26 protein-coding genes are annotated in these 23,636 nt (G+C 45.0%); 14 read left to right on the top strand and 12 right to left on the bottom strand.

From position 1 onward, the window contains the following. The first annotated feature begins 12 nt into the window (after positions 1-12). Complete coding sequence (locus A8C56_RS22145) at positions 13-651, top strand: LutC/YkgG family protein (RefSeq protein ID WP_067760776.1); 639 nt, start codon at positions 13-15, stop codon at positions 649-651. A gap of 5 nt (positions 652-656) precedes the next feature. After that, entirely contained in the window at positions 657-1,082 is a 426-nt protein-coding gene (locus tag A8C56_RS22150; RefSeq protein ID WP_245645655.1) for a gamma-glutamylcyclotransferase family protein, read from the top strand. A gap of 145 nt (positions 1,083-1,227) precedes the next feature. On the opposite strand, the gene A8C56_RS22155 is transcribed toward A8C56_RS22150, so the two are convergent. Next, positions 1,228-2,547, bottom strand: a complete 1,320-nt coding sequence (locus A8C56_RS22155; RefSeq protein ID WP_067760778.1) for an OmpA family protein — start codon at positions 2,545-2,547, stop codon at positions 1,228-1,230. A gap of 358 nt (positions 2,548-2,905) precedes the next feature. Here A8C56_RS22155 and A8C56_RS22160 point away from each other — a divergent pair, with 358 nt between their 5' ends. Beyond that, positions 2,906-3,679, top strand: a complete 774-nt coding sequence (locus tag A8C56_RS22160) for a 3-keto-disaccharide hydrolase (RefSeq protein ID WP_067760780.1) — start codon at positions 2,906-2,908, stop codon at positions 3,677-3,679. A gap of 271 nt (positions 3,680-3,950) precedes the next feature. Continuing rightward, entirely contained in the window at positions 3,951-4,355 is a 405-nt protein-coding gene (locus A8C56_RS22165) for a DUF4488 domain-containing protein (RefSeq protein WP_067760782.1), read from the top strand. Positions 4,356-4,365: 10 nt separating this feature from the next. Here the strand turns inward: A8C56_RS22165 and A8C56_RS22170 are convergent, their stop codons facing one another. After that, entirely contained in the window at positions 4,366-4,983 is a 618-nt protein-coding gene (locus A8C56_RS22170; protein ID WP_067760784.1) for a hypothetical protein, read from the bottom strand. 284 nt (positions 4,984-5,267) lie between these two features. On the opposite strand from A8C56_RS22170, the gene A8C56_RS22175 reads away from it, so the two are divergent. Next, positions 5,268-6,581 carry an IS110 family RNA-guided transposase gene (locus tag A8C56_RS22175; RefSeq protein WP_067754200.1) on the top strand — a complete coding sequence of 438 codons (1,314 nt, stop codon included), beginning with the start codon at positions 5,268-5,270 and terminating at the stop codon, positions 6,579-6,581. Between the two features lie 382 nt (positions 6,582-6,963). On the opposite strand, the gene A8C56_RS22180 is transcribed toward A8C56_RS22175, so the two are convergent. Continuing rightward, complete coding sequence (locus A8C56_RS22180; protein ID WP_157098069.1) at positions 6,964-7,533, bottom strand: hypothetical protein; 570 nt, start codon at positions 7,531-7,533, stop codon at positions 6,964-6,966. A 67-nt stretch (positions 7,534-7,600) separates the two neighbouring features. After that, positions 7,601-8,137 (bottom strand): hypothetical protein, encoded by a 537-nt coding sequence (locus A8C56_RS22185; RefSeq protein ID WP_067760788.1) that lies wholly within the window; start codon positions 8,135-8,137, stop codon positions 7,601-7,603. Between the two features lie 303 nt (positions 8,138-8,440). Between A8C56_RS22185 and A8C56_RS22190 the strand changes: the two genes are divergently transcribed. After that, on the top strand, positions 8,441-8,671 hold the full coding sequence (locus tag A8C56_RS22190; RefSeq protein ID WP_067760790.1) for a hypothetical protein: 231 nt from the start codon (positions 8,441-8,443) through the stop codon (positions 8,669-8,671). A 259-nt stretch (positions 8,672-8,930) separates the two neighbouring features. Here the strand turns inward: A8C56_RS22190 and A8C56_RS22195 are convergent, their stop codons facing one another. Continuing rightward, the gene (locus A8C56_RS22195) at positions 8,931-9,833 is read right to left on the bottom strand and encodes an Abi family protein (RefSeq protein WP_067760791.1); all 903 of its coding nucleotides are present in this window, start codon (positions 9,831-9,833) and stop codon (positions 8,931-8,933) included. A gap of 33 nt (positions 9,834-9,866) precedes the next feature. Continuing rightward, positions 9,867-10,085: a hypothetical protein gene (locus tag A8C56_RS24590; RefSeq protein WP_157098070.1), complete on the bottom strand. Its 219-nt coding sequence runs from the start codon at positions 10,083-10,085 to the stop codon at positions 9,867-9,869. Positions 10,086-10,102: 17 nt separating this feature from the next. On the opposite strand from A8C56_RS24590, the gene A8C56_RS22200 reads away from it, so the two are divergent. Further along, complete coding sequence (locus A8C56_RS22200) at positions 10,103-10,609, top strand: hypothetical protein (protein WP_067760792.1); 507 nt, start codon at positions 10,103-10,105, stop codon at positions 10,607-10,609. Between the two features lie 387 nt (positions 10,610-10,996). Here the strand turns inward: A8C56_RS22200 and leuS are convergent, their stop codons facing one another. Continuing rightward, entirely contained in the window at positions 10,997-13,825 is a 2,829-nt protein-coding gene (gene leuS, locus A8C56_RS22210; protein ID WP_067760794.1) for a leucine--tRNA ligase, read from the bottom strand. Positions 13,826-14,082: 257 nt separating this feature from the next. On the opposite strand from leuS, the gene A8C56_RS22215 reads away from it, so the two are divergent. The 6 genes from A8C56_RS22215 (at position 14,083) to A8C56_RS22240 (ending at position 18,680) form a co-directional block, all read left to right on the top strand. Further along, a complete protein-coding gene (locus A8C56_RS22215; RefSeq protein ID WP_084490348.1) occupies positions 14,083-14,355 on the top strand; it encodes a DUF3098 domain-containing protein in 273 nt (90 codons plus the stop codon). A gap of 67 nt (positions 14,356-14,422) precedes the next feature. Next, a complete protein-coding gene (locus tag A8C56_RS22220; protein ID WP_067760796.1) occupies positions 14,423-15,259 on the top strand; it encodes an undecaprenyl-diphosphate phosphatase in 837 nt (278 codons plus the stop codon). Positions 15,260-15,376: 117 nt separating this feature from the next. Further along, positions 15,377-15,697 carry a nucleotidyltransferase domain-containing protein gene (locus A8C56_RS22225; RefSeq protein ID WP_067760798.1) on the top strand — a complete coding sequence of 107 codons (321 nt, stop codon included), beginning with the start codon at positions 15,377-15,379 and terminating at the stop codon, positions 15,695-15,697. Then, on the top strand, positions 15,694-16,098 hold the full coding sequence (locus A8C56_RS22230; protein WP_067760800.1) for a HEPN domain-containing protein: 405 nt from the start codon (positions 15,694-15,696) through the stop codon (positions 16,096-16,098). Before A8C56_RS22225 ends, A8C56_RS22230 begins: the two co-directional genes overlap by 4 nt. After that, positions 16,088-17,386, top strand: a complete 1,299-nt coding sequence (gene hemL, locus A8C56_RS22235) for a glutamate-1-semialdehyde 2,1-aminomutase (protein ID WP_067760802.1) — start codon at positions 16,088-16,090, stop codon at positions 17,384-17,386. Before A8C56_RS22230 ends, hemL begins: the two co-directional genes overlap by 11 nt. 52 nt (positions 17,387-17,438) lie before the next feature. Then, positions 17,439-18,680, top strand: coding sequence for a peroxiredoxin family protein (locus A8C56_RS22240; protein ID WP_067760804.1), 1,242 nt, complete (start codon positions 17,439-17,441; stop codon positions 18,678-18,680). On the opposite strand, the gene A8C56_RS22245 is transcribed toward A8C56_RS22240, so the two are convergent. The 5 genes from A8C56_RS22245 to A8C56_RS22265 all read right to left on the bottom strand — a co-directional run bounded on the left by A8C56_RS22245 (position 18,677) and on the right by A8C56_RS22265 (position 22,919). Then, a complete protein-coding gene (locus A8C56_RS22245; protein WP_067760806.1) occupies positions 18,677-19,690 on the bottom strand; it encodes a zinc-binding alcohol dehydrogenase family protein in 1,014 nt (337 codons plus the stop codon). The two genes, A8C56_RS22240 and A8C56_RS22245, sit on opposite strands and share 4 nt — an antisense overlap. Positions 19,691-19,833: 143 nt before the next feature. Next, entirely contained in the window at positions 19,834-20,853 is a 1,020-nt protein-coding gene (locus A8C56_RS22250) for an aldo/keto reductase (RefSeq protein ID WP_067760808.1), read from the bottom strand. A gap of 208 nt (positions 20,854-21,061) precedes the next feature. Further along, complete coding sequence (locus A8C56_RS22255; protein WP_067762440.1) at positions 21,062-21,598, bottom strand: AAA family ATPase; 537 nt, start codon at positions 21,596-21,598, stop codon at positions 21,062-21,064. Positions 21,599-21,684: 86 nt separating this feature from the next. Then, positions 21,685-22,227, bottom strand: a complete 543-nt coding sequence (locus A8C56_RS22260; RefSeq protein ID WP_067760810.1) for a M23 family metallopeptidase — start codon at positions 22,225-22,227, stop codon at positions 21,685-21,687. Positions 22,228-22,343: 116 nt separating this feature from the next. Next, complete coding sequence (locus tag A8C56_RS22265; RefSeq protein ID WP_245645656.1) at positions 22,344-22,919, bottom strand: NifU family protein; 576 nt, start codon at positions 22,917-22,919, stop codon at positions 22,344-22,346. Positions 22,920-23,210: 291 nt separating this feature from the next. Between A8C56_RS22265 and A8C56_RS22270 the strand changes: the two genes are divergently transcribed. Further along, a complete protein-coding gene (locus A8C56_RS22270; protein WP_067760814.1) occupies positions 23,211-23,576 on the top strand; it encodes an arsenate reductase family protein in 366 nt (121 codons plus the stop codon). Positions 23,577-23,636 lie beyond the last annotated feature (60 nt).

The following is a 23,636-nucleotide window of genomic DNA, read 5'->3' on the forward strand; positions in this document are numbered from 1 at the left end:
TAATTTCGCAGGGTGATCCCGTCTTCAAAAGATAATATACTCAAAAAGATCAGAGAGGCTTTGATCCAGCCAACACAGATCCCCTTTCCCAAAAGCGAGGGGCAGTCGCTGGTGTATCAGCCATTACAGCAGGAACTGGAAGTAGAGTTTGCGGAGCGGTTAACCGCATTGCAGGGCAGGTTTGCCTATTGCCTGAGCAAAAAAGAATTTACCGGCCAGATCAATGCATTGCTTTTTAAAAGCGGATGGGAAAAAATATATTGCCAGGAACCGGAATTAAAGGAGATGATGGGGCAGCACCTCAACATTAGCAGTAATCAGGGAGATTTGGCTGGCTGCGATGTGGCCGTGACCGGCTGTGAATACCTTGTGGCACGTACCGGCAGTATTGTTATGAGTGCGGCACAGCTGAGTGGCCGCAAAACCAGCGTATACGCTCCTGTTCATATATGCGTTGCTTATACCAGCCAGCTGGTTTTTGATATAAAAGACGCGTTGGAAGGGATCAAAGAACGGTACCAGAACAAGCTCCCCTCGCTTATTACTTTTGCTACGGGCCCCAGCCGTACCGCAGATATTGAAAAAACACTGGTTGTAGGGGTCCATGGCCCTAAAGAAGTGTATGTATTTTTAATTGATGATACTGAATAGCTAACATGATGCAAAGCAATTATCTTTTTGTGTACGGTTCCCTTTTAAGTGGTTTTAGGAACCCGGCCTATGAATACATTACCCGGTATTTTGAGTTTATCGGACCGGCTACGGCCAATGGCACCCTGTACGACCTGGGCGATTATCCCGCTGCAATGCCTGATGAGAGTGGCCGTAAGATTATTGGTGAGCTTTATAAAATCCGCAATGATCACCAGCTTTCTTATGCCATTGCCCAACTGGATGGTTATGAGGGCTTAAGCCCCGAAGCTGGTGAAATGTCCGATTACAAAAGAGCACTTTCCAGCATCAGTTGCAATAATGAACAGTTTAAGGCGTGGGTTTACTGGTTCAGTCATGATATAGCCCACTATCCGGTGATAGCGTCCGGAGATGTACTGGAGTACCTCCGGTCAAAAGGGCATTTCTGAACAAGGCCCTGGTTATCCTGTTTTTTGTAATCTGTCCTGTATTCAGCTATGCTGGGAAAGCAGCTTTTTTACCCAGGCATGTAAACATAACAAAAAAGGCCGCTCCCAAACCGGAGCAGCCTGTATTTAGGGTTCAAATAGCGAATTATTTTTCGGTAATACGGAGATCCACCCTTCTGTTTTGTGCTTTACACTCAGGTGTATCGTTGGCGGCACAAATGGGATGGTCAGGGCCATATCCCTCAGATGCAATATTAGCAGCAGGAATCCCCAGTTTTACAATTTCATTGGCTGCTGCCTTTGCCCGTTCTCCGGAGAGTTTTTTATTTACGTCTGCTGAGCCGGTGTTATCTGTATAGCCTCCAAACTTTACATGGGCACTCGGGAAGTTTTTGAGGATCGTTGCAATATTTTTCAATTGTTTTTGAGACTCGGCAGTCAATACCGCCTTGCCTGTTTCAAAATATACACGGTCCAGGGTAATCCAGCCCTTTGTTTTATCTGCTGTGTCCACTGTTTCGTTGGTCAGAAAATCGTATAATTTGGCTTCTGTACTGTTGGCTCCTACCGTAAGTGTGGTACCATCGGCCAGTTTGATTTCTTTATCGGCGCCTACATCATAAATATAGTTTCCGCTAACGGAGTCGTATTTGCCGGTTACAGTAGTGGTAGGAGCCGGAACAGGAGGGGCTGTGGCTGTGGTATCAATAGTAGTTGTAGTTGTAGAATCTGAGGTTGCTGTTGCCGTGTGGTTACAACCTTTACCAAGGAAGTACCAGAGGGCAAGCGCTATAACTGCCAGCAATAAAAGCGGAAGCAGCCATTTAGCACCGCCGCCGGCTTTTTGAGCAGCGTTTTCCGCATAGTTATAAGTAGATGTTGCAGTATCCTGAACATTGGAAACCGTCTGGCGTAAACCGTCTGAGATAGTGTTTAAACCCAAAAGTCCGCTGAGAGAGCTTAGTCCCGAAGGGAGCGCACTTGTAATGTTATTTTTCTGTTCACCCAGGAAATTAGCCAGGCCGGAGGCACCCAGGTTGTTATCTGCTGCATGCTTACCCAGTAATCCGAGGATCAGTGGGGTGATCATGCTGATCAAAGAACCAGATGAGGATGATTTAATGCCTGCAAAGCCGGCTATAGTATCAATAACAGCGTTGGCCTTATCCCCAAGGATACCTTTAAAAAAGCTGGTTCCTTTTGCCAGAAGATCAGCATTGCCAAAAAGGGAACTGGAATTGTTTAAAACACCGCTGTTATAAATGCCTTTGGCGGTGTCCAGAACCTCTGCAGCGCCCTGTTCGCTGCCGGTAGCCTTAGAAGCTACAGTACCCAGCAGGGCAGGGATGATACCGGAAACTGCGTTGGAAACATTTCCTTCGCTTTCATTCAAAAATGAGCCGGCCTTTGCAATTAAGTCCGGCGAAACATAGTTTTTTATAAGCTCTACAATGTTGACTGACATAATTTGAGTTTTAAGTTTGTTTATTAGGAAAATGAAGTACCTCTTTAGAGAGGTACTCTTAAAATATATCTAAAAATATGCCATTTTCCTTAATTCTTTTAAAATGAACCGTCTAAGGAACAAATAACAGGCATACACTTCCTTTTGCCTGTCTGTATAATCTGCTCTTTCCTGAATGTACAGGGAAATTAAAGATTGCCTGCCATTCATATAATTGCTTACAGCCTCATTTTTATAGGTTTATATTTTTTAAAAAGGTCCTTTTTGTAAAAGAAGCTCCGTACCCTGACCGTTGAAATAATAGGCTGCAAAAAATTGTAAAGAATCGCTTACCTTCCCGTTTAAAATCTTTTACAGAATGAAAAAAATAGTTTTGCTTGCAATGGCCTTTTCTGTTTACCACGCTGGCTTTTCCCAAAAACCGGAAGATACAGAAGTATATAAACCGGTACCGCCCAAGGTAACACCGGGAGCAGAATGCGGAGCGGCTCCTTCTGATGCTGTTATTTTGTTTGACGGGAAAAACCTGGATCAGTGGGTGCTTACCGGCGATACTACTAAGGCTGCTGATTGGATTGTTGCAGACAATGTGCTGACGGTTAACAAAAAATCGGGCAATATCCAAACCCGGCAGCGGTTCAATAATTTTCAGCTGCACATTGAATGGAAAGAGCCTGTAGATATAGATGGAACCGGGCAGGGACGGGGAAACAGCGGCGTTTTCCTTGCTTCCATAGGAAAAGGCGATGCCGGATACGAGCTTCAGGTGCTGGATTCTTATGAAAATACCACCTATACCAATGGCCAGGCAGGAGCCATTTACAAACAGGGCATTCCGTTGGTAAACCCGGCACGCAAACCCGGAGAATGGCAATCTTATGATGTTATCTGGACGGCGCCGGTCTTTGACGCCTCCGGTAAGCTGCAAAAGCCGGCATACGTTACTGTTTTGTTTAACGGCGTTCTGGTACAGGATCATTTTGAATTAAAAGGGCCTACCCAATATATTGGTCAGCCATCTTATAACATACCGCATGGTGCTTCACCCATCAAATTGCAGGCGCATGGGGATAAAAGCAAACCCATCAGCTACCGTAATATCTGGGCAAGAGAAATTGTGCAACCGCAATAAAGGCGGCCAAAGGAGATATGGAAATTTCTGAAACAGTACTCTTAATGGTGCTGTTTTATTTTTTGATACAGAAATTGTTTAGACTTTAGCGTTAATAACAAACAGGCCGCTCCTATGGAGCTCTTATTTTAAGAGTTTTGTTTTTTTACCAGGATTTTTGTCCCTGTCCGAACGACATTCAGCCGGGCGGGCCTACGGGGCAGTCCGCCCAGGGCGGAGCGACCTGTAAAAAAGTTTAAACAACGCTACATTTATAACCCGCAAAATACCCATGAGCAACAAACGCAACATCCTCCTCTTTTTGTTAGGTGCATTTTTATTGATCATCTGTTCTTTTGCTCCAAAGCCGGAGAACCGGTTAACCGGTATCTGGGAGCTGCAAATGGAGGGCGCTTCCACCGGACTTTTAAAAATCTTTAATAAAGACGGGTCTTTTACCAATATTGGCCTGGGCGATAATGGCTTTGGTATTTCAGCAGCAGGTACTTATGAGCTGCAATCAGCAAACAGCTACCTGGAAAAAATAACCGTTTCTTCCTATAAGGATCAGCAAGGTACACAAAAGGAGGTCCGGTTTCAGATAACCGGGGATAGTACGCTGCATATTGCCTATACTATTTCCGGTACCACTTACAACGAAGACTATAAACGGCTAACTTTAATTAAGGGGCAATAGCAATACAATGCTACCGGTAAGGATAACTATTGTTATTGCCCTTAAGCGCGCCATCAATATGCGTGGTTTCCCTTACATCAATTAAATGTGCGGCTTCTGTTAGTTTTGCCAGGTAACAATAAAGAGTCAGCACATCCGGTGTCAGGCGCGTGGGTTTTGCGGAAAGGGCTGCCTTTACTATCCTGTGCCAACTTCTCAGCCATTGTTTTAAGGGCTGGTATTTAAAAAAAGCAGCAAAGGCCCGGTAGGGGGTGCGGTATTCTTTTCTGGAAAGAAACCTTGGCAAATCTGTCCATACACTGGCGCTCTTATAACCGCTGCAATAGAATTTTTTGTTCAGCAGGTTGTCTTCCTCCGCCACTATGGGGTTACGCTCTATTGCGGATAACGCATAGGCCGCAATAATGGTGGAGCGGATCATCCGTGCATACAGCCACACATCGTCAGGTGGTTTTCCTTTATAGGTTTTTGCGGAGCCGGCATGTTGCAGCAGCTTTTTTATAAAATGGCGGTAGCTGCACAGCCCTGCAAATAGGAACAGTTCTGCAAATACCTGCCGCGGGTCTGTAACAGCCCCGCCCTGCCAGCGGGTGGTTTTAAACGGGTCTTTGAGGATTTTGTATTTCATATGCTTTTTATTTTGGAGTTTATCATTTTTACGTCATGCTGAGTAAACTATTGGTGGCCCAAATCAATGAGGCGATGACATGTAATAACTTTGAAGAAGCAGGCTACAGCAGTGTAGCAGTAATAAACTTAGTGTCTTAGTACCTGACCCTGAGCATTGCTTCAAAGAATGGTCCATCAATGTTTGGTGATACTGTATCAGGCAGTATTCCCGTTTGGCAGCTTGCCTTTTTAAGAACCTCTTTGGGCTGTAGCCTGCTTTTTATTAACTCTTAAAAAGTTGTTATGTCAAAGGTAATTGAGTTTGAGCAACAAAATCCAGATGCAGCAGCCATAGATATCGGCTCCAAAAAGATTTTCGTTTCCACTGACGGGGTTACGGTAAAAAGCTATGATACATTTACGACTGGCTATCGGCAATGCATTGAAGCGCTCCTGCAACAGAAAATAAAACGGGTTTGTATGGAAGCAACGGGTATTTACTGGATAGCCTTACACCAGATGCTGGAGGAAGCAGGCATGGAAGTCTGCCTTGTAAATCCTAAAGAAGTAAAACAGGTAAAGGGTAGAAAAACCGATGTAAAAGATGCGTGCTGGATGCAAAAAATGTTTAGTGCAGGCCTGGTACGGCAAAGCTATATACCCTCAGGAAAGTTAAAGGAGTTGCGCATGATGATCCGGGAGCGGGAAGATCTTATTAGTATGGGAAGTACCTATGTAAATAAGATGCAAAAAGCATTGGAGTTAATGAATATAAAACTCACAGAAGTGATTTGTCAGATAAATGGGACAAGCGGGATCCGGATGATCGAAGCCATCTTAAACGGAGAACGCAATAAAGAAAAGCTGCTGTCTCTGTGTCACGTAAGCATCCGTGAAAAGAAAGCACAGCAGGTAATCAATGCGCTGGAAGGCCATTATAATGAAAGCTGGTTGTTTCTATTAGAACAAAGCTTAAATCTTTGGAAGGTTCATCAGCAACAACTGTTGCTTATTGATAAACATATCGAAGGCTTGTTGTGTAATCTTGAGCATGGCAAACAGTTCATTACAAGTGAACACAAAGCCAAGCCAATACGGCATCACAAGCCCATGATAACCGGCCTGCATCAGAAATTACTAAATATTTATGGTGCAGATGCCAATTGTATTCCTGGTATCACCGATTATACACTGCTGAAATTGTTGGGAGAAGTGGGAGCAGACATGAGCCGATTCCCAACGGCAAAACATTTTGTAAGTTGGTGTGGCCTTTGTCCGGGCCATAACCAAAGTGGTTTAAAAAGCAGAAAATCGAAAATGAACAATCATTCTAATGCCGGTCAGACCTTCCGGGAAATAGCCCAGGCATTACTCAATAGTAAGTATGTGGCAATAGGAGCTTTTATCAGAAAACTTAAGAGTAGAAAGAATGCACGAATAGCGATCAAAGCAGGTGCCAGAAAAATAGCGGAAGCCTTTTATAACCTGCTAACAAAGGGAACGCAATACGTGGAACAGGGTATTGCAAAATATGAACAGCAATTAAAACAGCGTGAACAAAACTATTTACAAAAACTGGCTTTAAAACACGGATTAAAGATCATTGAAATACAATGAATTAAATAATATGTCATTGGCAGCGGAGTGTAACGCAGCCGAAGCATCTCTTACAAATCAGGAGAGACCCTTCGGCTGCACTGTGTTGCGCTCAGGTGACAATTCCGATGGTGCCCTCATATTGAACCTGTATATGCCAGACATACCCTCTTTCACACAGTTGCATTAGTAAATTTTCTTTCTGATCCTTTTTGCTTGCCCAAAAAGGATCGCAAAAAGGGCAGCCGGAATCAATTACGGCCTGATTCCGGCGGGCACTACTATCAGCTTTAGAATATAGTGGTGTGTCCCGCCACAATTGACCAACCCGGGAGGGCGGGACGCTCGGCTTCAGAATTACTATGTTTAAGACAATGCATATTCTCTTTGCCAGATAGGCCCGCTACTGCAACTCAATCCCTTTTAGCACCGCTACGCGGTAAACGGCGTAAACCAGTTTTTTTATATAATGGCTAAAGGCCAGCGGCGTGGCACCGGACAGCTCATCCGCTACTGATTCATTACTTACCGCGTTTACCGTAAATGCGGCAATCATCGCTTTCCACTTACGCAGTGGGGCATACCCAAAAAACTGTTGCAGGTACAACTGTGGCTGCTGGTACTCTGCTGCGGTAAGTGGCATGGGCAATTCGTGTACCGTTGGCGGTGCGCGGTGTTGCGGCTTTTTATTGTCAGCACCCTTTTTATACAGCAGCCACGCCACTTCTACCAGCAGCTCCAGCTCCCGGCCACAGTCAATAGCATTAGCCGGGCTGCCCTCCTGCCAGGTATAGGAATTAGTAAGGGCGGCGGTGCAAAGCCGCTCCAGGCAAAACACCTGCTCCTGCGGGGGAGAAAAAGCAAACAGGTCCGCCAGCACGCTAAGCGGGTCTATGGCAATGGGGTGGCGCCGGTATTTCAGCGCCAGCACGTTTAAAAAACAATAGGTGTGGTGTTTGGGTGTTTTTGACATGGGTATTGTTTTTTTGGTGTAAGAAGATAGTAGACCTATGAGGTCTTTACCCGGCGTAGAACAGACCTCATAGGTCTTGCTCATGCTGCGGCTGCATAGTACCGGGGAAAGCCGTAATAATTTCCCCGCTGGTGCTGCTAATTACCGTAATGGTGGTTACAGTATTACCTGCGGGGTCATAACCCACGGGCATGCCCGCATCCCATACCCGTTGCAGGTGGCGGCTGCGCGGCACAGCAATAGGTTGCTGCGTTCCTGCTTCTTTTATGCAAGCTACTATTTGCGGTATAGGTATGGTAAACCTGCCGGCAAGCGGAACTTGTGTGTCTCCATCCTCCGGCGGAACTTGCCCGCCAGCCAGCGGGTGGGGTGGCACTGTACAGTAATGCCGCTCTAAAATATGTGCCAGCGCTTTGGCGCTCAGGTACCAGCCCTGGCGCAGCAGCTTTTTACGGCGCTTTACGGGCAGCTGCCATATAAGCGCCTCCTGCAAATGCTGCAGCCAGCCTTGCGCCTCTGCCAGCAAAAACAGGGCCTGCAGCCATTGGGTTTCATTAAAATGGGGGTTGGTGTTTTGTACAGGTGTAGTAACGGCGTTGTCCATAACAAAAAAGTTTTAGGCCGGGCACCCGCACAAAAAAGGCGTGGTGCTCAACTTACCGCATTAGAGGTACTGGTATACCCATGCAACGGATAAGAGAGCCCACGCCCAGGTCGTGAGCCATTCTGCTTATCATCTCGTTGCACTTAAAAGTTACCAGTTTTCTAATGCGAGATTCAAAGCGAATGCTTCAAATAATTTTATGAAGTAATCGCAAAAATATTATTCGATACAAATATAGGCAATTTTATCATTTTGCGGACAGGTGTCCGCTTTATTTTTTTCCACAAAGTTTTTATTTGTTAGATGCAGGATTTATATGCTACTATAAATGATTTTATTTCTCGGGAATGGATCGGCCCAAGCGAAGAATCTGCCCGTGCATTTGCAACCAATCACGATATTGATGAAAAAACTGTAAGACGAATAAAAGGTTGGAAAGATGCCTCTTACCAAATTACAATATATACTCTTGAAAAAATTTGCACTGCAAGGGATTTAACGCTAGAGGAGTTTTTTAAGTTGATAAAGCGGTGAGCTGCGCTCTTTCTTCATCATTGTGAGGACGGGTGGGACTTGTGGGACAGGGGTATCATAGCTATTCTTTTGAAAGTAGAACAATTATGTGTTGCCCTGGTCGACCAGGGCAATAAAAGCAACCATACCCTGGAAATTACTAAATGTCGCACCAGTCGACCAGGTCTCCGAAAACAACCAGCTGCCCTATATTGAGCTGCTGAAGAGTGCGACGCAACACCGCTGCCACCTGCACCACAGCCGGGACAATAAAAACTACTCACATTGTCCACAATGCTTCACCTTCCCAATTAGGTTTAAATCCTAAAGCATTAGGATCTACCGATGGGTACTTTTTTAATAACTCCTGTAGTTTTTTTGAAAATGAGTTTTCAGGAGCTATTATATTTAACAAATAGCGCATAATGCAAAAATGGAGATACAGTTTTTGTGTATCTTTTGGAACATCATTAACCCATAAATGTGGTGGTTTTGACAGAAGCTTTGGAGTGCCTGGTAAATTTTTATTCCACAGGCGGCTATGATGTGCACAGTAATTACGTATTTGCGCAATAGATTGCAGCCAACTGGGTAAATACGTATGATTGACAGCGCCTAATTCTACGGCAATAATATCTTTGGATTTTACCGTATTGTTTAAATTTCCGTACAATTTGGATAAAGAGCCGAAACTGGTTAGCTCCAATGTTTTCCATGCCGGGGGAAAACGCAGATCTTCTTTGTATTTTCTTTTATGCTCTTTTATAAAGATGTCTTTAGAGCGGTTTACTTCTTCCTGAATTGACGCCAACGTTTCAACTAATGCAGAGGTGTCATTAAAAATTGCGGTATTTTGAAACCACCAGGGATCAAATTCATGCGATAAATGATAAATCAGTTTAGTTCGCAGACTGATTTCAATTTTTTCAATAACATCAAATAATAAAACCCTTAGCTCTCTGTCAAAATTGTAGAGGTGTATAACGTCTTCAAACCGACTGTTGGGTTTGAATAAGTGCGCTTCCTTATCGGCCTGCATAGGCCACCAATAACCTGCAAGCCGGTAGTAGCTAACCTGTGAAAGATAATGTGTGGCCAGTGCATCATCGTCAATTTGTAAGCCACGCTGTTGCAGTTGTTTTATTTGATCACTTATAGTATATGGTTGTTTATTATATAACATTGGATAGCATTCATAAAAAAACCGCACAGATAATTACGATGTAATACCTATACGGAACTGTAATATTTTATTCTTAAAAGCAAAAGACTCGCCCTGGTACGCTGTTCTGTGGGTAGCGTGGCGAGTACTGTTAATACGAAGATACTTATTTTTTACACAGTGAGTAGTATTTTTCTTGGAATAGTTGGGCTGGTTGCCGGATTTAAGGCGTTCATCATCCAGCGTAAATCCTTTTATTAAATATTCCTTCACAATTTAAAACAACCGTTATGACAAATGCAACCTTTAACCGTGTGGATGCCACACTAACGCCCGAAGCTGTAAAAACTGTAAAAGACCACATTACCGCCATTGAGCAAACCCTGCCCTTTTTAGTGGGCCTTACCGGTACGGAGCGCGTGGCCCTGCCAAAAGTAAATGTAAACAACAAAGTGTTTACGGAAGATGCTATACAGGTGGCGGTAAATAATGCTACCCTGCTGCCTGCTTTTGTAAACGTGGAGGGTATGAAAAAAGACCTGGCCCTTTATCATGCGCTGGATGAGCTGGTGCTGCTGGTGCAGCAACTGGCAGAAAAACTGTCGAACACGCAATTGCTGGCGGGCAGTGAGGCCTATACCAGCGCCCTGGCCATTTACAAAATTTTTGGCGCCGCCAGTGAAGCGGGTGTACAGGGCACTAAAACCCTGCATGAGCAGCTAAGGCAACGGTTTGGTGGCCAGGGTAAAAGCACGGCACCCCTACCGGAAGGCACGGGTACCGTACCAAATACCTAAACTATTGCGGAAAAAACCTAAACCGGTTCAGCAAAAAGCTAAACCAGCCCACCTGAAAGCCCGCCTGACCGGACGGGCAGGCTTCGCGTGCGAAGCTTTTTTTATACCCCGGGGTACCCTTTATCCTTCGGTGGCGAAGGTTAAAGGGTGGCCACCCCCACCTGTGCAGGTAGGCTGCCGGGGAAAGAAGCTTCAACAATTTAGGTTTTTGCTGCGCGCGCGCAGGTAAAAGCTTCGCGCGCCTGGTTTTTGGGTACCGGGGGCTACCTTAGAGGTGGGGGCTGGTACTTTTTTTCTCGTTATTCCGGAGTGGAGGAATGTCTTACTCGTAAAGAGACGGCTCCGCCCTCCCGTTTGTGGTGGGAGCAAGATGACGGAGCACCGTACTTATACCACAATATTCACCATCTTATTTTTTACATAGATGATCTTCTTAGGCGTTTTACCATCTACCCATTTTTGAACAACCTCGTTGGCCAGCACCAGTTGCTCTACCTCCTGTTGAGAGGCTTCCAAAGAAAGGATCATTGTAGTACGCATTTTTCCGTTAATGGAAATGGGGTATTCTTTGTCTGACTCCTTAATGTATTTTTCTTCAAACTTTGGAAATGCTGCGTCCAGTACGCTGGAAGTATTGCCCAGGGCATGCCACAGCTCTTCCGCAATATGCGGCGCATAGGAAGAAAGCATGATCAGCACCGGCTCCAGTATTTGTTTTTTGTGCGATTTAAGATCGGTTAACTCGTTAACCAGGATCATAAAGGCGCTTACACCGGTATTAAAGCTGAAGCGTTCTGTATCGTCTTCAATTTTTTTAATGCTCTTATGCAGCACTTTCAGCTCGGCAGCGGTGGGCGCCTCATCTGTCCATAAGGCGGTGCTTTGCTGCGCCGTTCCGGGAACAGCATCTTTATAGAACAGGCGCCACAGTTTTTTAAGAAAGCGATGCACCCCTTCAATGCCCTTGGTATCCCAGGGCTTGCTCATTTCCACAGGGCCCAGGAACATTTCATACATACGGAAGGTATCCGCTCCGTATTTACTCACCAGATCGTCCGGGTTTACAGTGTTGAATTTTGTTTTGGACATTTTTTCTGTTTCTGTTCCGCACAAATATTTGCCGTTCTCCAATACAAAGGTGGCATTGGCAAATTCATTGTTCTTCCATTTCTTAAAGGCTTCAATATCCAGTTCTGTACCATCTACAAAGTTTACATCCACATGAATTTTGTCCAGCATTTTTCCCTGGTACGTGCCATCACCGGCAATGAGCCCGTGAGAAACGAATTCATTGGTGCCGTTAATACGATATACGAACCGGCTGCTTCCCTGTATCATTCCCTGGTTTACCAGCCGTTTAAAAGGCTCATCAAAGCTCAGGTATCCTAAATCATGCAGCACTTTTGTCCACATACGGCTATATAACAAATGCCCGACGGCATGCTCCGTACCGCCAATATACAGGTCTACCTGGTTCCAGTAATCGGTGGCCTGCCTGCCAGCGAATTCTTTGTCGTTCTTAGGATCCATATACCGCAGAAAATACCAGCTGGAGCCCGCATAACCGGGCATGGTGTTGGTTTCCAGCTCCTGTGCCACCCACTCCGGTATATTGGCCAGGGGGCCTTCTCCTTCCGGCCCCGGTTTATAGCTGTCTACCTTTGGTAGTTCAAGGGGTAATGCATCCGCGCTTAGCGGGTAGGCGGTTCCATTCTTCCATTTTACAGGAAAAGGTTCGCCCCAGTAACGCTGACGGCTGAAGGCCGCATCACGCATTTTATAATTCACCTTGCGTTTACCAATACCTTTTTCTTCAATAGCTTTGATCACGGTTTCCATTGCTTCCCGCATCGGAGTTCCGTTTAAGAAGCCCGAATTTTCTAAAACGGCGTCTTTGGTGGCGTTGGCTTCTTCCCCGTTAAAATGATTGCCGATAATATTGGTAATGGGAATATTAAAGTGTTTTGCAAATTTAAAATCGCGCTCATCCCCACAGGGCACGGCCATAATAGCCCCGGTTCCGTAACCGGCCAGCACATATTCGCTGATCCAGATGGGAATTTCGCGGCCATCAAACGGATTAATGGCATAAGCCCCGGTAAATACACCGCTGATCTTTTTTTCTGCCATCCGCTCCCGCTCGCTCCTGCTTTTTACATAAGCAATATAATCATCTACCGCTTTTGCCTGGTCCTGACTTTTTATGCGGTCTACCAGGTCCAGCTCCGGGGCAATGACCATAAAGTCTACTCCCATAATAGTATCGGGCCGGGTTGTATATACCCTCAGGTTTTCATCAGCTTCTTTAATCTTAAAATCAATTTCGGCACCGCTGCTTTTCCCGATCCAGTTGGTCTGCATTTCTTTCATAGCTTCGCTGAAATCCACACGCTGTAAGCCTTCCAGCAAACGGTCGGCATATTCTGTAATGCGCAGGTACCACTGGCGCAGCTTCTTTTTTACAACCGGGTAGCCGCCCCGCTCGCTCACACCATTTACCACCTCGTCATTCGCCAGCACGGTTCCCAGCGCCTCGCACCAGTTCACTTCTCCATAGCCACAATAGGCCAGGCGGTATTCCATCAGTATCGCCTGCTGAGTGGTTTCATCAAACGAATTCCATTCTTCTGCTGTGAAGATTTGAGTCCCGTTAGCTGTCGGGATGAGATCTGAGATCTGAGATTTTTCATTTGGAACAGGGTGGTTGCTGTTGCCCTCCTGTTGAAACAGCGCTACCAGCTGCTGAATATTTTCTGCTTTTTGTGTTTTGCGGTTGAACCAGCTTTCAAACAATTGCAGGAAGATCCACTGCGTCCATTTATAATAATGCGGGTCGCTGGTACGCACTTCCCGGCTCCAGTCAAAACAAAAACCAATATTATCCAGCTGTTTTCTAAAGGTCGCAATGTTCTTTTCTGTTGAAACAGCAGGATGAATGCCGTTTTCAATCGCATATTGTTCCGCAGGCAATCCAAATGCATCATACCCCATAGGGTGCAATACATTAAAGCCCTTCAGCCTTTTATAGCGCGCATAAATATCGCTGGCAATATAGCCGAGCGGGTGCCCTACATGCAGTCCTGCCCCACTTGGGTAAGGGAACATGTCCAGCACATAATATTTTGGCTTGCTGCTGTTGTTAGAAACGGTGTAGGTCTGGTTCTCTGTCCACGCCTTTTGCCACTTTTTCTCTATTTCATTAAAGTTATATTCCATGATCCTGATATTCTGCGGGTTACCCTTAACAATATGCCCAATACAGGCATTTCTGGTTAATGATCAATAAAAGGAAAAGGAAACCCATTGTGGGCGGCAAATTTAAGCAATGTGCCCCTGAAACAGTGCTTTTATAAGGAGGAAAACAGTGTTTCAGTTCAAAAACTCCTAAAAAAGCATTAAATGCGCTGTATTTATAGAAATCAAAAAGCCGTTAAGATCAATTTATAGTATATTGCGCTTTCAAAATTTTAAAAATGGCGACAACTGTTAAAAGTGCAACCACAGCAGTAAAGGATGCACCTTCAATGTTTGGCAAACAGAACTATCTGTTTATGCTGGTGGGCGCAATTGTAATAGCAGCCGGCATGTTTTTAATGGCTGGTGGTAAAAGTGATAACCCCGCCGTATTTAACAAAGACGAAGTGTACAGTGCGCGCCGTATTACCGTGGCACCTATCATTATTATACTAGGGCTGGCTATTGAAGGCATTGCCATCTTCAGAAAATCTCCGCAGGAAAAAAAATAACCAATAACAGATAAAGGAATTTATAAGGCGGCTACTTTTGTGTCGCCTTATTTTTTAAAATCAATTTATGAGCATCATTCAGGCTATTATTATTGCAATTATAGAAGGGATTACCGAGTACCTGCCTATTTCTTCCACGGGACATATGATTATTGCCAGTTCCTTTATGGGCATCGAAAAACAGGAATTTACAAAATTGTTTGAAGTGGCTATTCAACTGGGCGCTATCCTTGCCGTGGTGGTATTATACTGGCGTAAATTCTTTCCTACCCGGGCGGAAGGTGGCATTAACTGGAAGTTTTATCTGAAGCTGATTATTGGGGTAATCCCCGCCCTGGTGCTGGGCTACCTGTTCTCTGATAAGATTGATGCCTTGCTGGAAAGCCCTACAACAGTAGCGGTTTCCTTATTTGCAGGCGGTTTTGTGTTGTTGTTTATAGACCGGCTGTTTAACCACCCTACGGTAAAGACGGTGGACCAGATCTCTTATCCAAAAGCTTTTATAACCGGTATCTGGCAGGTAATCGCCATGATTCCCGGGGTAAGCCGGAGTGCGGCTTCTATTATTGGCGGTATGCAGCAGAAAATGACGCGTGAAATAGCTGCTGAGTTTTCATTTTTCCTGGCAGTGCCTACTATGGCTGCAGCCACCTTATATTCATTATTCCTGAAAAAATGGACACAGAGCGGTATTGAACAAAAGGGTTACCAGATCATACTGGCGTCCAAAGAAAATACCATCGCTTTTGCAATCGGTAATATAGTGGCGTTTGTAGTGGCCATCATTGCTATCAAATTCTTTATTGATTATTTGAAGAAATACGGATTCAAAGCTTTTGGCTGGTACCGGATTATTGTTGGAGGGGTATTGTTATTGCTGGTTTATAAAGGGGTGATTTCGTAGGAATAGATACCGGGTGATTGTTAAGGACATATCTAAAGAAATCCTTTATTTAATTATAATTCAACCTGTTTTGGAATGCAATAGTTGTGCCCTGATCAAAAGTATTAACTTTGCATAATGCAGTCGGATTCTAAAATATTTTTTCAAATAATACGAGCCGTTCAACAACTGATTCCTGATGCAGAAGTGCATTTGTTTGGCAGCCGGCTTAATCATACTGCTACTGATGAAAGTGACTGGGATATTTTGATACTATTAAATGAAAAACCATCAAAGCAATTAAAACAAAAAATTCATGATGCGGTATTCCCGATCAGTATAGCGGCAAATGCATTTATTAATACCCTTATTGCCAGCAAAAATGACTGGAACAACAATCCATCTTATTATTCGATCCATCAGTCTATCCGGAATAATGATTTGTCAGTTGCAAAATGAGCAGTGTTAAACATTTATCCGTTCAACAAAAATTACGTAAAGCACATGCGTTGTTTAATGAAGTTGAAACCCTCATTCAGTTCGGGTATTATACAACTGCCGTTAACCGTCTGTATTATGCGTGTTTTCACGCGGTAAAAGCATTATTGCTTACAAAGGATCTTATTCCTAAAACGCATAGCGGTACGGTTGCCTTGTTGCATAAACACTTTGTACAGGCGCAATTGTTTGATATACAACAAGCTTCTTTTTACAGCAGGATCATGCAAGAGCGTATTGACGATGATTATAATGATTTTATACTAACTGATAAAGATGAAGTGAACAGCTTTGTTTCGCCGGCTAAAGAACTAATTGCATATATTGAACGCTTAATAGATATAACCAGTAATGAGTATTGATAAAAATACAACTCTTTTTTCCCGCGCCCAGCAAAGCATTCCCGGCGGGGTAAACTCCCCCGTACGAGCCTTTAAAAGTGTAGGCGGAACTCCTGTTTTTTTTGAAAAAGCCAAAGGCGCTTATTTGTATGATGTGCAGGGGCAGCAATATATTGACTATATCGCTTCCTGGGGGCCAATGATCCTGGGGCATGGATATGAGCCGGTTGTAAAAGCCATACAGCAGCAGGTAGAAAAAGCCACTTCCTTTGGAGCACCTACTGAACTGGAGATTGAAATGGCCGAGCTCATTAAGTCTATGGTACCGAACGTAGACCTGATCCGTATGGTCAATAGCGGAACCGAAGCCTGTATGAGCGCTTTGCGGGTAGCGCGCGGTTATACAGGGAGAAATAAATTCATCAAATTTGAAGGTTGCTATCATGGCCATGCCGACCCGTTCCTGGTAAAGGCGGGCAGCGGGGTGGCTACTTTTAATATCCAGACCGTACCCGGAGTTACGGCCGGCGCGGCTAGTGATACATTAACCTGCGCTTATAATGATCTGGACGCGGTTGAAAAACTGGCAACAGATAATAAAGGAGAAATAGCCGCAATCATTGTAGAACCGGTGGCCGGTAATATGGGCTGCATCCTTCCAAAACCAGGCTTTCTGGAAGGCCTGCGCAGGATCTGTGATGAAGAGGGGATGGTGCTGATCTTTGATGAAGTGATGAACGGGTTTCGGCTGGCTTTGGGCGGGGCGCAGGAGCGGCTGGGTATTGATGCGGACCTGGTAACCTACGGTAAAGTAATAGGAGCCGGCATGCCGGTTGGTGCTTTTGGTGGCAAAAAGCAGATTATGGAAGTAGTGGCCCCGTTGGGGAACGTGTACCAGGCAGGTACGCTAAGCGGTAACCCGGTAGCCATGATCGCGGGGTTAACCTTATTAAAAGCGCTGAAAGCAACCCCCGAGTTATTAATGGAGTTAGATGATAAAACACAATATTTAAAAGACGGACTGGAAGAGGTATTAAAAGCCTGGGGGCAACCCTATGTTATCAATCATTTTGGCAGCATGCTCAGTATTCACTTCAGCAATCAGCCGGTAATTGATTTTGCAACAGCTGCTGCTTCAGATACAGTACTGTTTAAAAAATTCTTCCATGCCTTATTAAAACGTGGCATCTACCTGCCGCCTTCGGCTTTTGAAAGCTGGTTTTTGAACAATGCATTAACGGTAGATGATCTGGATAAAACGATACGGGCAGTAAAAGAGAGCCTGGAAGAGATCAGCAAACGGGATTAAAGTTCTAATAGTTACCTGTATTGATCTTATATCCTATAGTTGATGACCTGTTATGTCAAAAAAGTTTTTATTTTTTATCCTTTTCCCGGCACTGCTGCATCCGTTTGCAGGCAGTGCTCAACGTGTACAGCCTGGCATCTGGCAGGGCGTGTTGCAGCGGCCGGATGGACAGCGCATCATTTTTAATTTTGAATCGGCCATACTGAAAGGAAAACCGGTGCTTTATGTGATTAACGCCGGGGAGCGCCTGCTGGTAGACGACCTGAAGCAAAAGGGCGATTCGCTCTGGATCCGGATGCCATTTTTTTCCTCCGGCTTTACATTGCGGATAGAACGAAATGGCAACCTGAAAGGAGTGTATGTAAAGGATTATGGTGCCCGGAAAGAAGAAATGCCCTTTTATGCGGTACAGGGAGTAGCCGGGCGGTATCCTATTGGCAAACCGGCCGCAGTGAACATTAGCGGGCGCTGGGCAGTGACTTTTGGCAGAAATGGAAAAATCGAACAGGCCATTGGTGAATTTGCACAGGAAGCCGGCGGCCGGATCACAGGTACCTTTTTGACCGCTACGGGCGATTACCGCTATCTTGAAGGAGCTGTAAACGGAGATTCCCTGCATCTTTCCGGTTTTGACGGCGGACATGCATTTGTGTTTACTGCATTATTGAACAATAAAGACAGTATCCGTGAAGCTGCAGTATACTCCGGTCTGCGGCCTCCACTGCAATGGACGGCGGTGCGCAACGATACAGCACAACTGCCGGATGAGTATACCTATACCAAATTAAGAGACGGGGAAAGCCGGCTGAATTTCCGGTTCCGGTCCACCTCCGGTGAATGGATTTCTATTAATGATGCCCGGTATAAAAATAAAGTGGTCATTATACAGATCCTGGGCTCGTGGTGCCCTAATTGTATGGACGAAACTGCCTTTTTGAGCGATTATTATACCCGCAATAAAGCGCGCGGTGTGGAGATCATCGGGCTGGCTTATGAGCGTACCGGCGATTTTGAAGCCTCGCGCAAAGCCCTGATCCCTTTTCAGAAACGGTACCATGTAACCTATCCGTTCCTGGTAACCGGTGTTTCCGTTTCCGATGAGCAGCGCACAGAAAAAACACTGCCCCAGCTGGAAAGCATTAAGGCTTTTCCAACATCGATTGTGATTGATAAAAAAGGGAATGTACGGAAAATTCATTCTGGGTTTAATGGTCCCGGTACGGGGAAGCATTACGAAGAGTTCAAAACAGCATTTGAATCCTTAATAGACGAGCTGCTGAAAGAGCCTTCCTAAAAATGTACCATTGCCTTGATCACTCCTGTAGCAGGGTTGAGCCAGGAGGCAAATTGCCCGGGTACTTCATCAAAACCAACCGTATGTGTAATATAGGTCTGTGGCCGGATACTGCCTTGCTTCATACTTCGGATTACCTGCTCAAAATCTTCTTTTACGGCATTGCGGCTGCTCATTAAGGTACTTTCCCTTTTATGAAATTCAGGATGACTGAAGGAAAAGGCTTCTTTCTGCAAACCGATCAATACATAGCGGCCGCCGTGTGCCAGGTATTGAATGCCATTGTTGATCGCTCCAAGGTTACCAGTGGCATCGATAACCACGGTCGGAAAATCACCATTGGTGATGGCTTTTACCTGTTCAACGGCATCTTTATCGGTTCCGTTCACTACAGCATGTACCCCGAGGTGCTCTTTGCAAAAACGCAGCCGGTCGGCATTAATATCCAGGGCAATTACCCGGGCGCCGGCAATACGCGCCAGTTCCATGGTGCCCAAACCAATGGGGCCGGCACCGGTCACCAGTACATACTCGCCGGGTTGCACACCCGCCCTGCGCACTCCGTGGGCGCCGATCGCCAATGGTTCTACCAATGCCAGTTCATCAGCGTTGAGACCCTGGCCATGCAGCAGGCTGCCGGCTGGCACAATGATCTCTTCCCGCATACCACCGTCTACATGCACACCAAATACTTGTATGCTCACACAACAATTGGGTTTACCTGCCCGGCATGCAATGCAGGTACCACAACTGAAATAGGGTATGATGGTTACGCTTTCGCCCGCTTCAAAGCCTCCGGCTCCGCCGGTATCGGTCAGCTCGCCGGATAGCTCATGCCCCAGGATACGGGGATAGCTGAAGAAAGGCTGGGTCCCCTCAAAAGCATGGAGGTCTGTACCGCAGATGCCTACCCGCTTCAGGCGGATTCGGGCCATACCGATACCGGCTTCCGGAAGCGCATCTTCGCGGAAGGCAAAATGCCCAGGGGCTGTGCAAACAAGAGTTTTCATAATGCGAAATTAATTGTTATTTTGACAATTGATAACTCTTTTATAGGCTGCTATGGCCCTTTAACGGGACAGGCATACTAATCTCCCAGGTCATTAAAGCCTGAACTATTGACTGTTATATTGTATACGCTTAAAAACACGGCTCACAGATACGGATAGTCTTCCGCGATCAGCTCTTCTTCTTTCAATCGATTCCAGAAATCAACGGGGATTTTAATATGCCCCATTTCCACATTCTTACGCATACGGGCGGGGTTGCTGCTGTTCAGGGCAATGCTTTCCACCCCCGGTACATGAAGCCCAAAGTAAATAGCTGCCGCCGCGGGTTCGATCTTAAACTCGCGGCAGATCTCATAATACCGGTCGCGCCAGTGGTAATAATGCGCATGCTCCGGATTGTTGCGGTTCAGCAGGATATAATTAAAATAATCACTGCCTGTCAGAAAGCCGCCGTGAAATACCGCGGAATTGATGATGGCAATACCCTGCCGGTACAAACTGTCCATAAAAGCGATCAGATCTTTGGGATGGTGGTATATGGTAAAGCTGTTGGCGATCATCACCCAGTCCAGCTTTATATCGGTTGCAATTTTCTCAATAGCCCTCCAGTCCTTTGCCCCTATGCCTATACCGGCTACTTCTCCCTTTTCTTTTAGTTCGGTAAGCGCCCCGTAGGCGCCCAGTATATCGTCGTACCGTTTCTGGTAACCGGTTTCATCTTTGGCAGCAGCCAGGTATTCATCCGGATCATGCACAGAAACCAATTGTGGTATATAACCGCCCAATAATTCATTTCCCTGCCGGAAACATTCCAGGATTCCTTCGTAGCTGATCTTTTGTTCGGCATCATTTTTCAGACCATGCCAGATCCCCTTTTCAAAAGTCGGTTCGGGCGTTGTAAGGGGTTTTTGTACCCAGGCAAGTTTATTGCTGATCAGAACTTCGTTTTTGGCAATGCCAAGGTCCTGCAGACATTTGCCCAATTCCTCCAGGGCCAGCCCGGCGCCGTATTTCCCCGCGGAGTCAAACAGGGGGGTATCCCCGGCCGGCGTGGCGGCAATATATTCTTTTACAATGGCAAGCTTTTCATTATATGGCAATTCCCGGTACAGGTTGCCCAAAAGGCTGGTGCCGGAACACACAACAGGTAACTTTATTTGCATAGGTCAAAATTATCTGAAATGACGAATAATAAACATTCAATATTTGCTGATTGCTACATTTTATTAACCGGTTTTAACGTGAAGGATCGCATATCGGGTTTATTGTTACTTTGGGCCGATGGGGTATAAAATGACAAAGGAGGATAGACAGTCACGTCTGTAATTACCCGCTTCGGTTGTATTTTGATCCGGAAAGGTGTCGGCAATGCTATCCCCGGAATAAGTGGCCTGCTTCCCTTATCGCGTTTTTCAGCCGCTCATCTCCCACGCCTTTTATTTCTGCCCAGGGCGTTCCCTGGTCAATAAGCAGTGATCTGTACATATGGAACAACTGCTCCCTTGTTTCAAGATCGGGATACTCTCTTAACTCATCCTTTACCCATGGCAGGTCCGTATTGCAAAGCAGGTACAGGTCATATTTTCTTGATACAATCTCATTCAGGATAAATGTGTGGCATTTTCCAAATACAAATTCGCACCATACCTTCATTACATACATATCCGTATCAATAAAAAGGCCGGGAAGCCCTTTCTCCTGGGCCATACGGATATATTGATCTTCCAGCGCAACCTGTCCCTTTGCAATGGTTAAAAGCTGTTCATAATTATAGTCCTTACCGTTTTTTAATAAATATTCCCTGGCATATTCCGGGCACCATATTGTTTTATAATGTTCGGCCAGGGCCTCGCACAAACTGCTTTTACCGGTACTTTCCGGTCCCAGTATCACTATTTTTTTCAGCATTCCAATGTTTTCATTTTTGATCCGGTATTCCGGTAACAATAGAAAAATAGCAACGAATGTAACCCATAAATCGGTCCAACAATCATTTACGGGTTGGTATACCTGCGGATGGCCCTTAAATACCTGGGGCCGTTCTTTGTTCTGAAACGCGTAGGCACCTGCCTGAAGCGGCCGTTTTTATCAAAAGCCCATACAATAAAATGCAGATGCGGAAAATAGGTATACCCGGTATTTCCGCTGTAGGCGATCATCTGGCCCTTTTTAACCCTGTCGCCAACATGCACCAGTACTCCGTTCCTTTGTAAATGCCAGTAGCCGGCCTGAGTGCTGTCTGCGTGACGGATAATTATATAATTGGCATACGGCCGGTCTGCACTCTTTATGCCACCTCTGTTGCCATTACTTTTGGTTTTTATTACTATTCCATCACGCGCAGCGCAAACGGCGCTGCCTATGGGCATTTTAAAGTCGAGCGCTGCACGGCGCTTATGGGTAAAATGGGTAAAGTATCCCTGTACCAGTGTATGCATAACCCCTTTTGGATAGGGCAGATCATATATATAGGAAGTAGTATCAATTATTTTGCCCTTTTGCAGCAAATGCGTTTCCTTACGCAGCGGGTTCTTCATATAAGCACAACTGCATAACAAAAGGATAACGGTATGTAAGATCAGCAGAAAACGCATTAAAAAGCGTTATCAGTATCTGATAACGCTCACAAATTTATTAATTCTGTTCCTGATAATCACTCTGCTTCTGCTACCACTTCTTTTACTTCGGGAATCATCCGTTTCATCATTCCTTCAATACCCGCTTTTAAGGTGATCATGGAAGAGGGGCAGCCGCTGCAGCTCCCCTGCATCATCAGGTTCACCACTCCATCATTATAGCTGCGGAACTGGATCGCACCGCCATCCATTTCCACTGCGGGCTTCACATAATTTTCAAGCAGTTCCTTTATCCGCTTTACCACATCGTCGTCATCTGCCGCCACTTCATTACTGCTTTCTTTTTTAACTGTTACGACTTCATCCTCATTGATCACTACCTTTCCTTCTTCCAGGTAATCTTTTAAGAACTGACGGATGGAAGGGGTTACATCCTGCCATTCTGCATCGCTTGTTTTTGTAAGGGTCACAAAATTACTGGCAATAAAAACGGCTTTTATAAAAGGGAAACCGAACAGTTCCGTTGCCAATGGCGATGGCTTTGCAGATTCCACATCAGGAAAATCGATACTTTTACCGGGATACAATAATTTGTTGGCCACAAATTTCATTGTTTCCGGGTTGGGTGTCATTTCTGTATAAATACTAATCACTGGATTTCCTGTTTTTATCATGATCTGTTACTATTAAATTACAAAATTAACAATAATTGACCGTATTGGTTGAAAAGAGACTGGAATATGTTTCTGCTGGCTGGTGCGGGAAATGCGTTTTACAGATCTGTAAAAAAGGAATCTGTACAGGAAAAATTCCTGCATCGTGCAGATTGGTTTGTAATTAATTGATTTAAAATTAATTAAGATCCCTGTTCGTCTTTTCTTTCATCCAGGAAAAAGGGAACAGGATAAATTGTTTTAAGATGAGCAGGTGTTAATTTAGCAGGCATGAAAAAAATATATTATCTCGGAACCTGCGATACCTGCAGGAAAATAATGCAGGAAGCGGGCATCAGCTCCACTGCTGGTTTTGAAATGCAGGACATTAAAACACAGCCTGTAACCAGCGCTCAACTGGAGGCAATGAAAAAACTGGCAGGATCTTATGAAGCATTGTTCAGCAGAAGGGCTCTTCTTTATAAGGAATTGGGTTTAAAAGACCAGCAGCTTAAAGAAGCAGACTATAAAAAATATATTCTGAAAGAGTATACTTTTTTAAAAAGACCGGTAGTGATTATTAATGACAAAATTTTTATCGGCAGCGAAAAAAAAACAATAGCAGCCTTAAAGGAAATTACAGATGCCAGTAAATAAAAAAAGGGGAGCAGATAAGAATACCCACTCCGTATTATACATGAGAAATGTTTTGTTTGA

The organism is Niabella ginsenosidivorans (assembly GCF_001654455.1).
GTDB classification, from domain to species: Bacteria; Bacteroidota; Bacteroidia; order Chitinophagales; family Chitinophagaceae; genus Niabella; species Niabella ginsenosidivorans.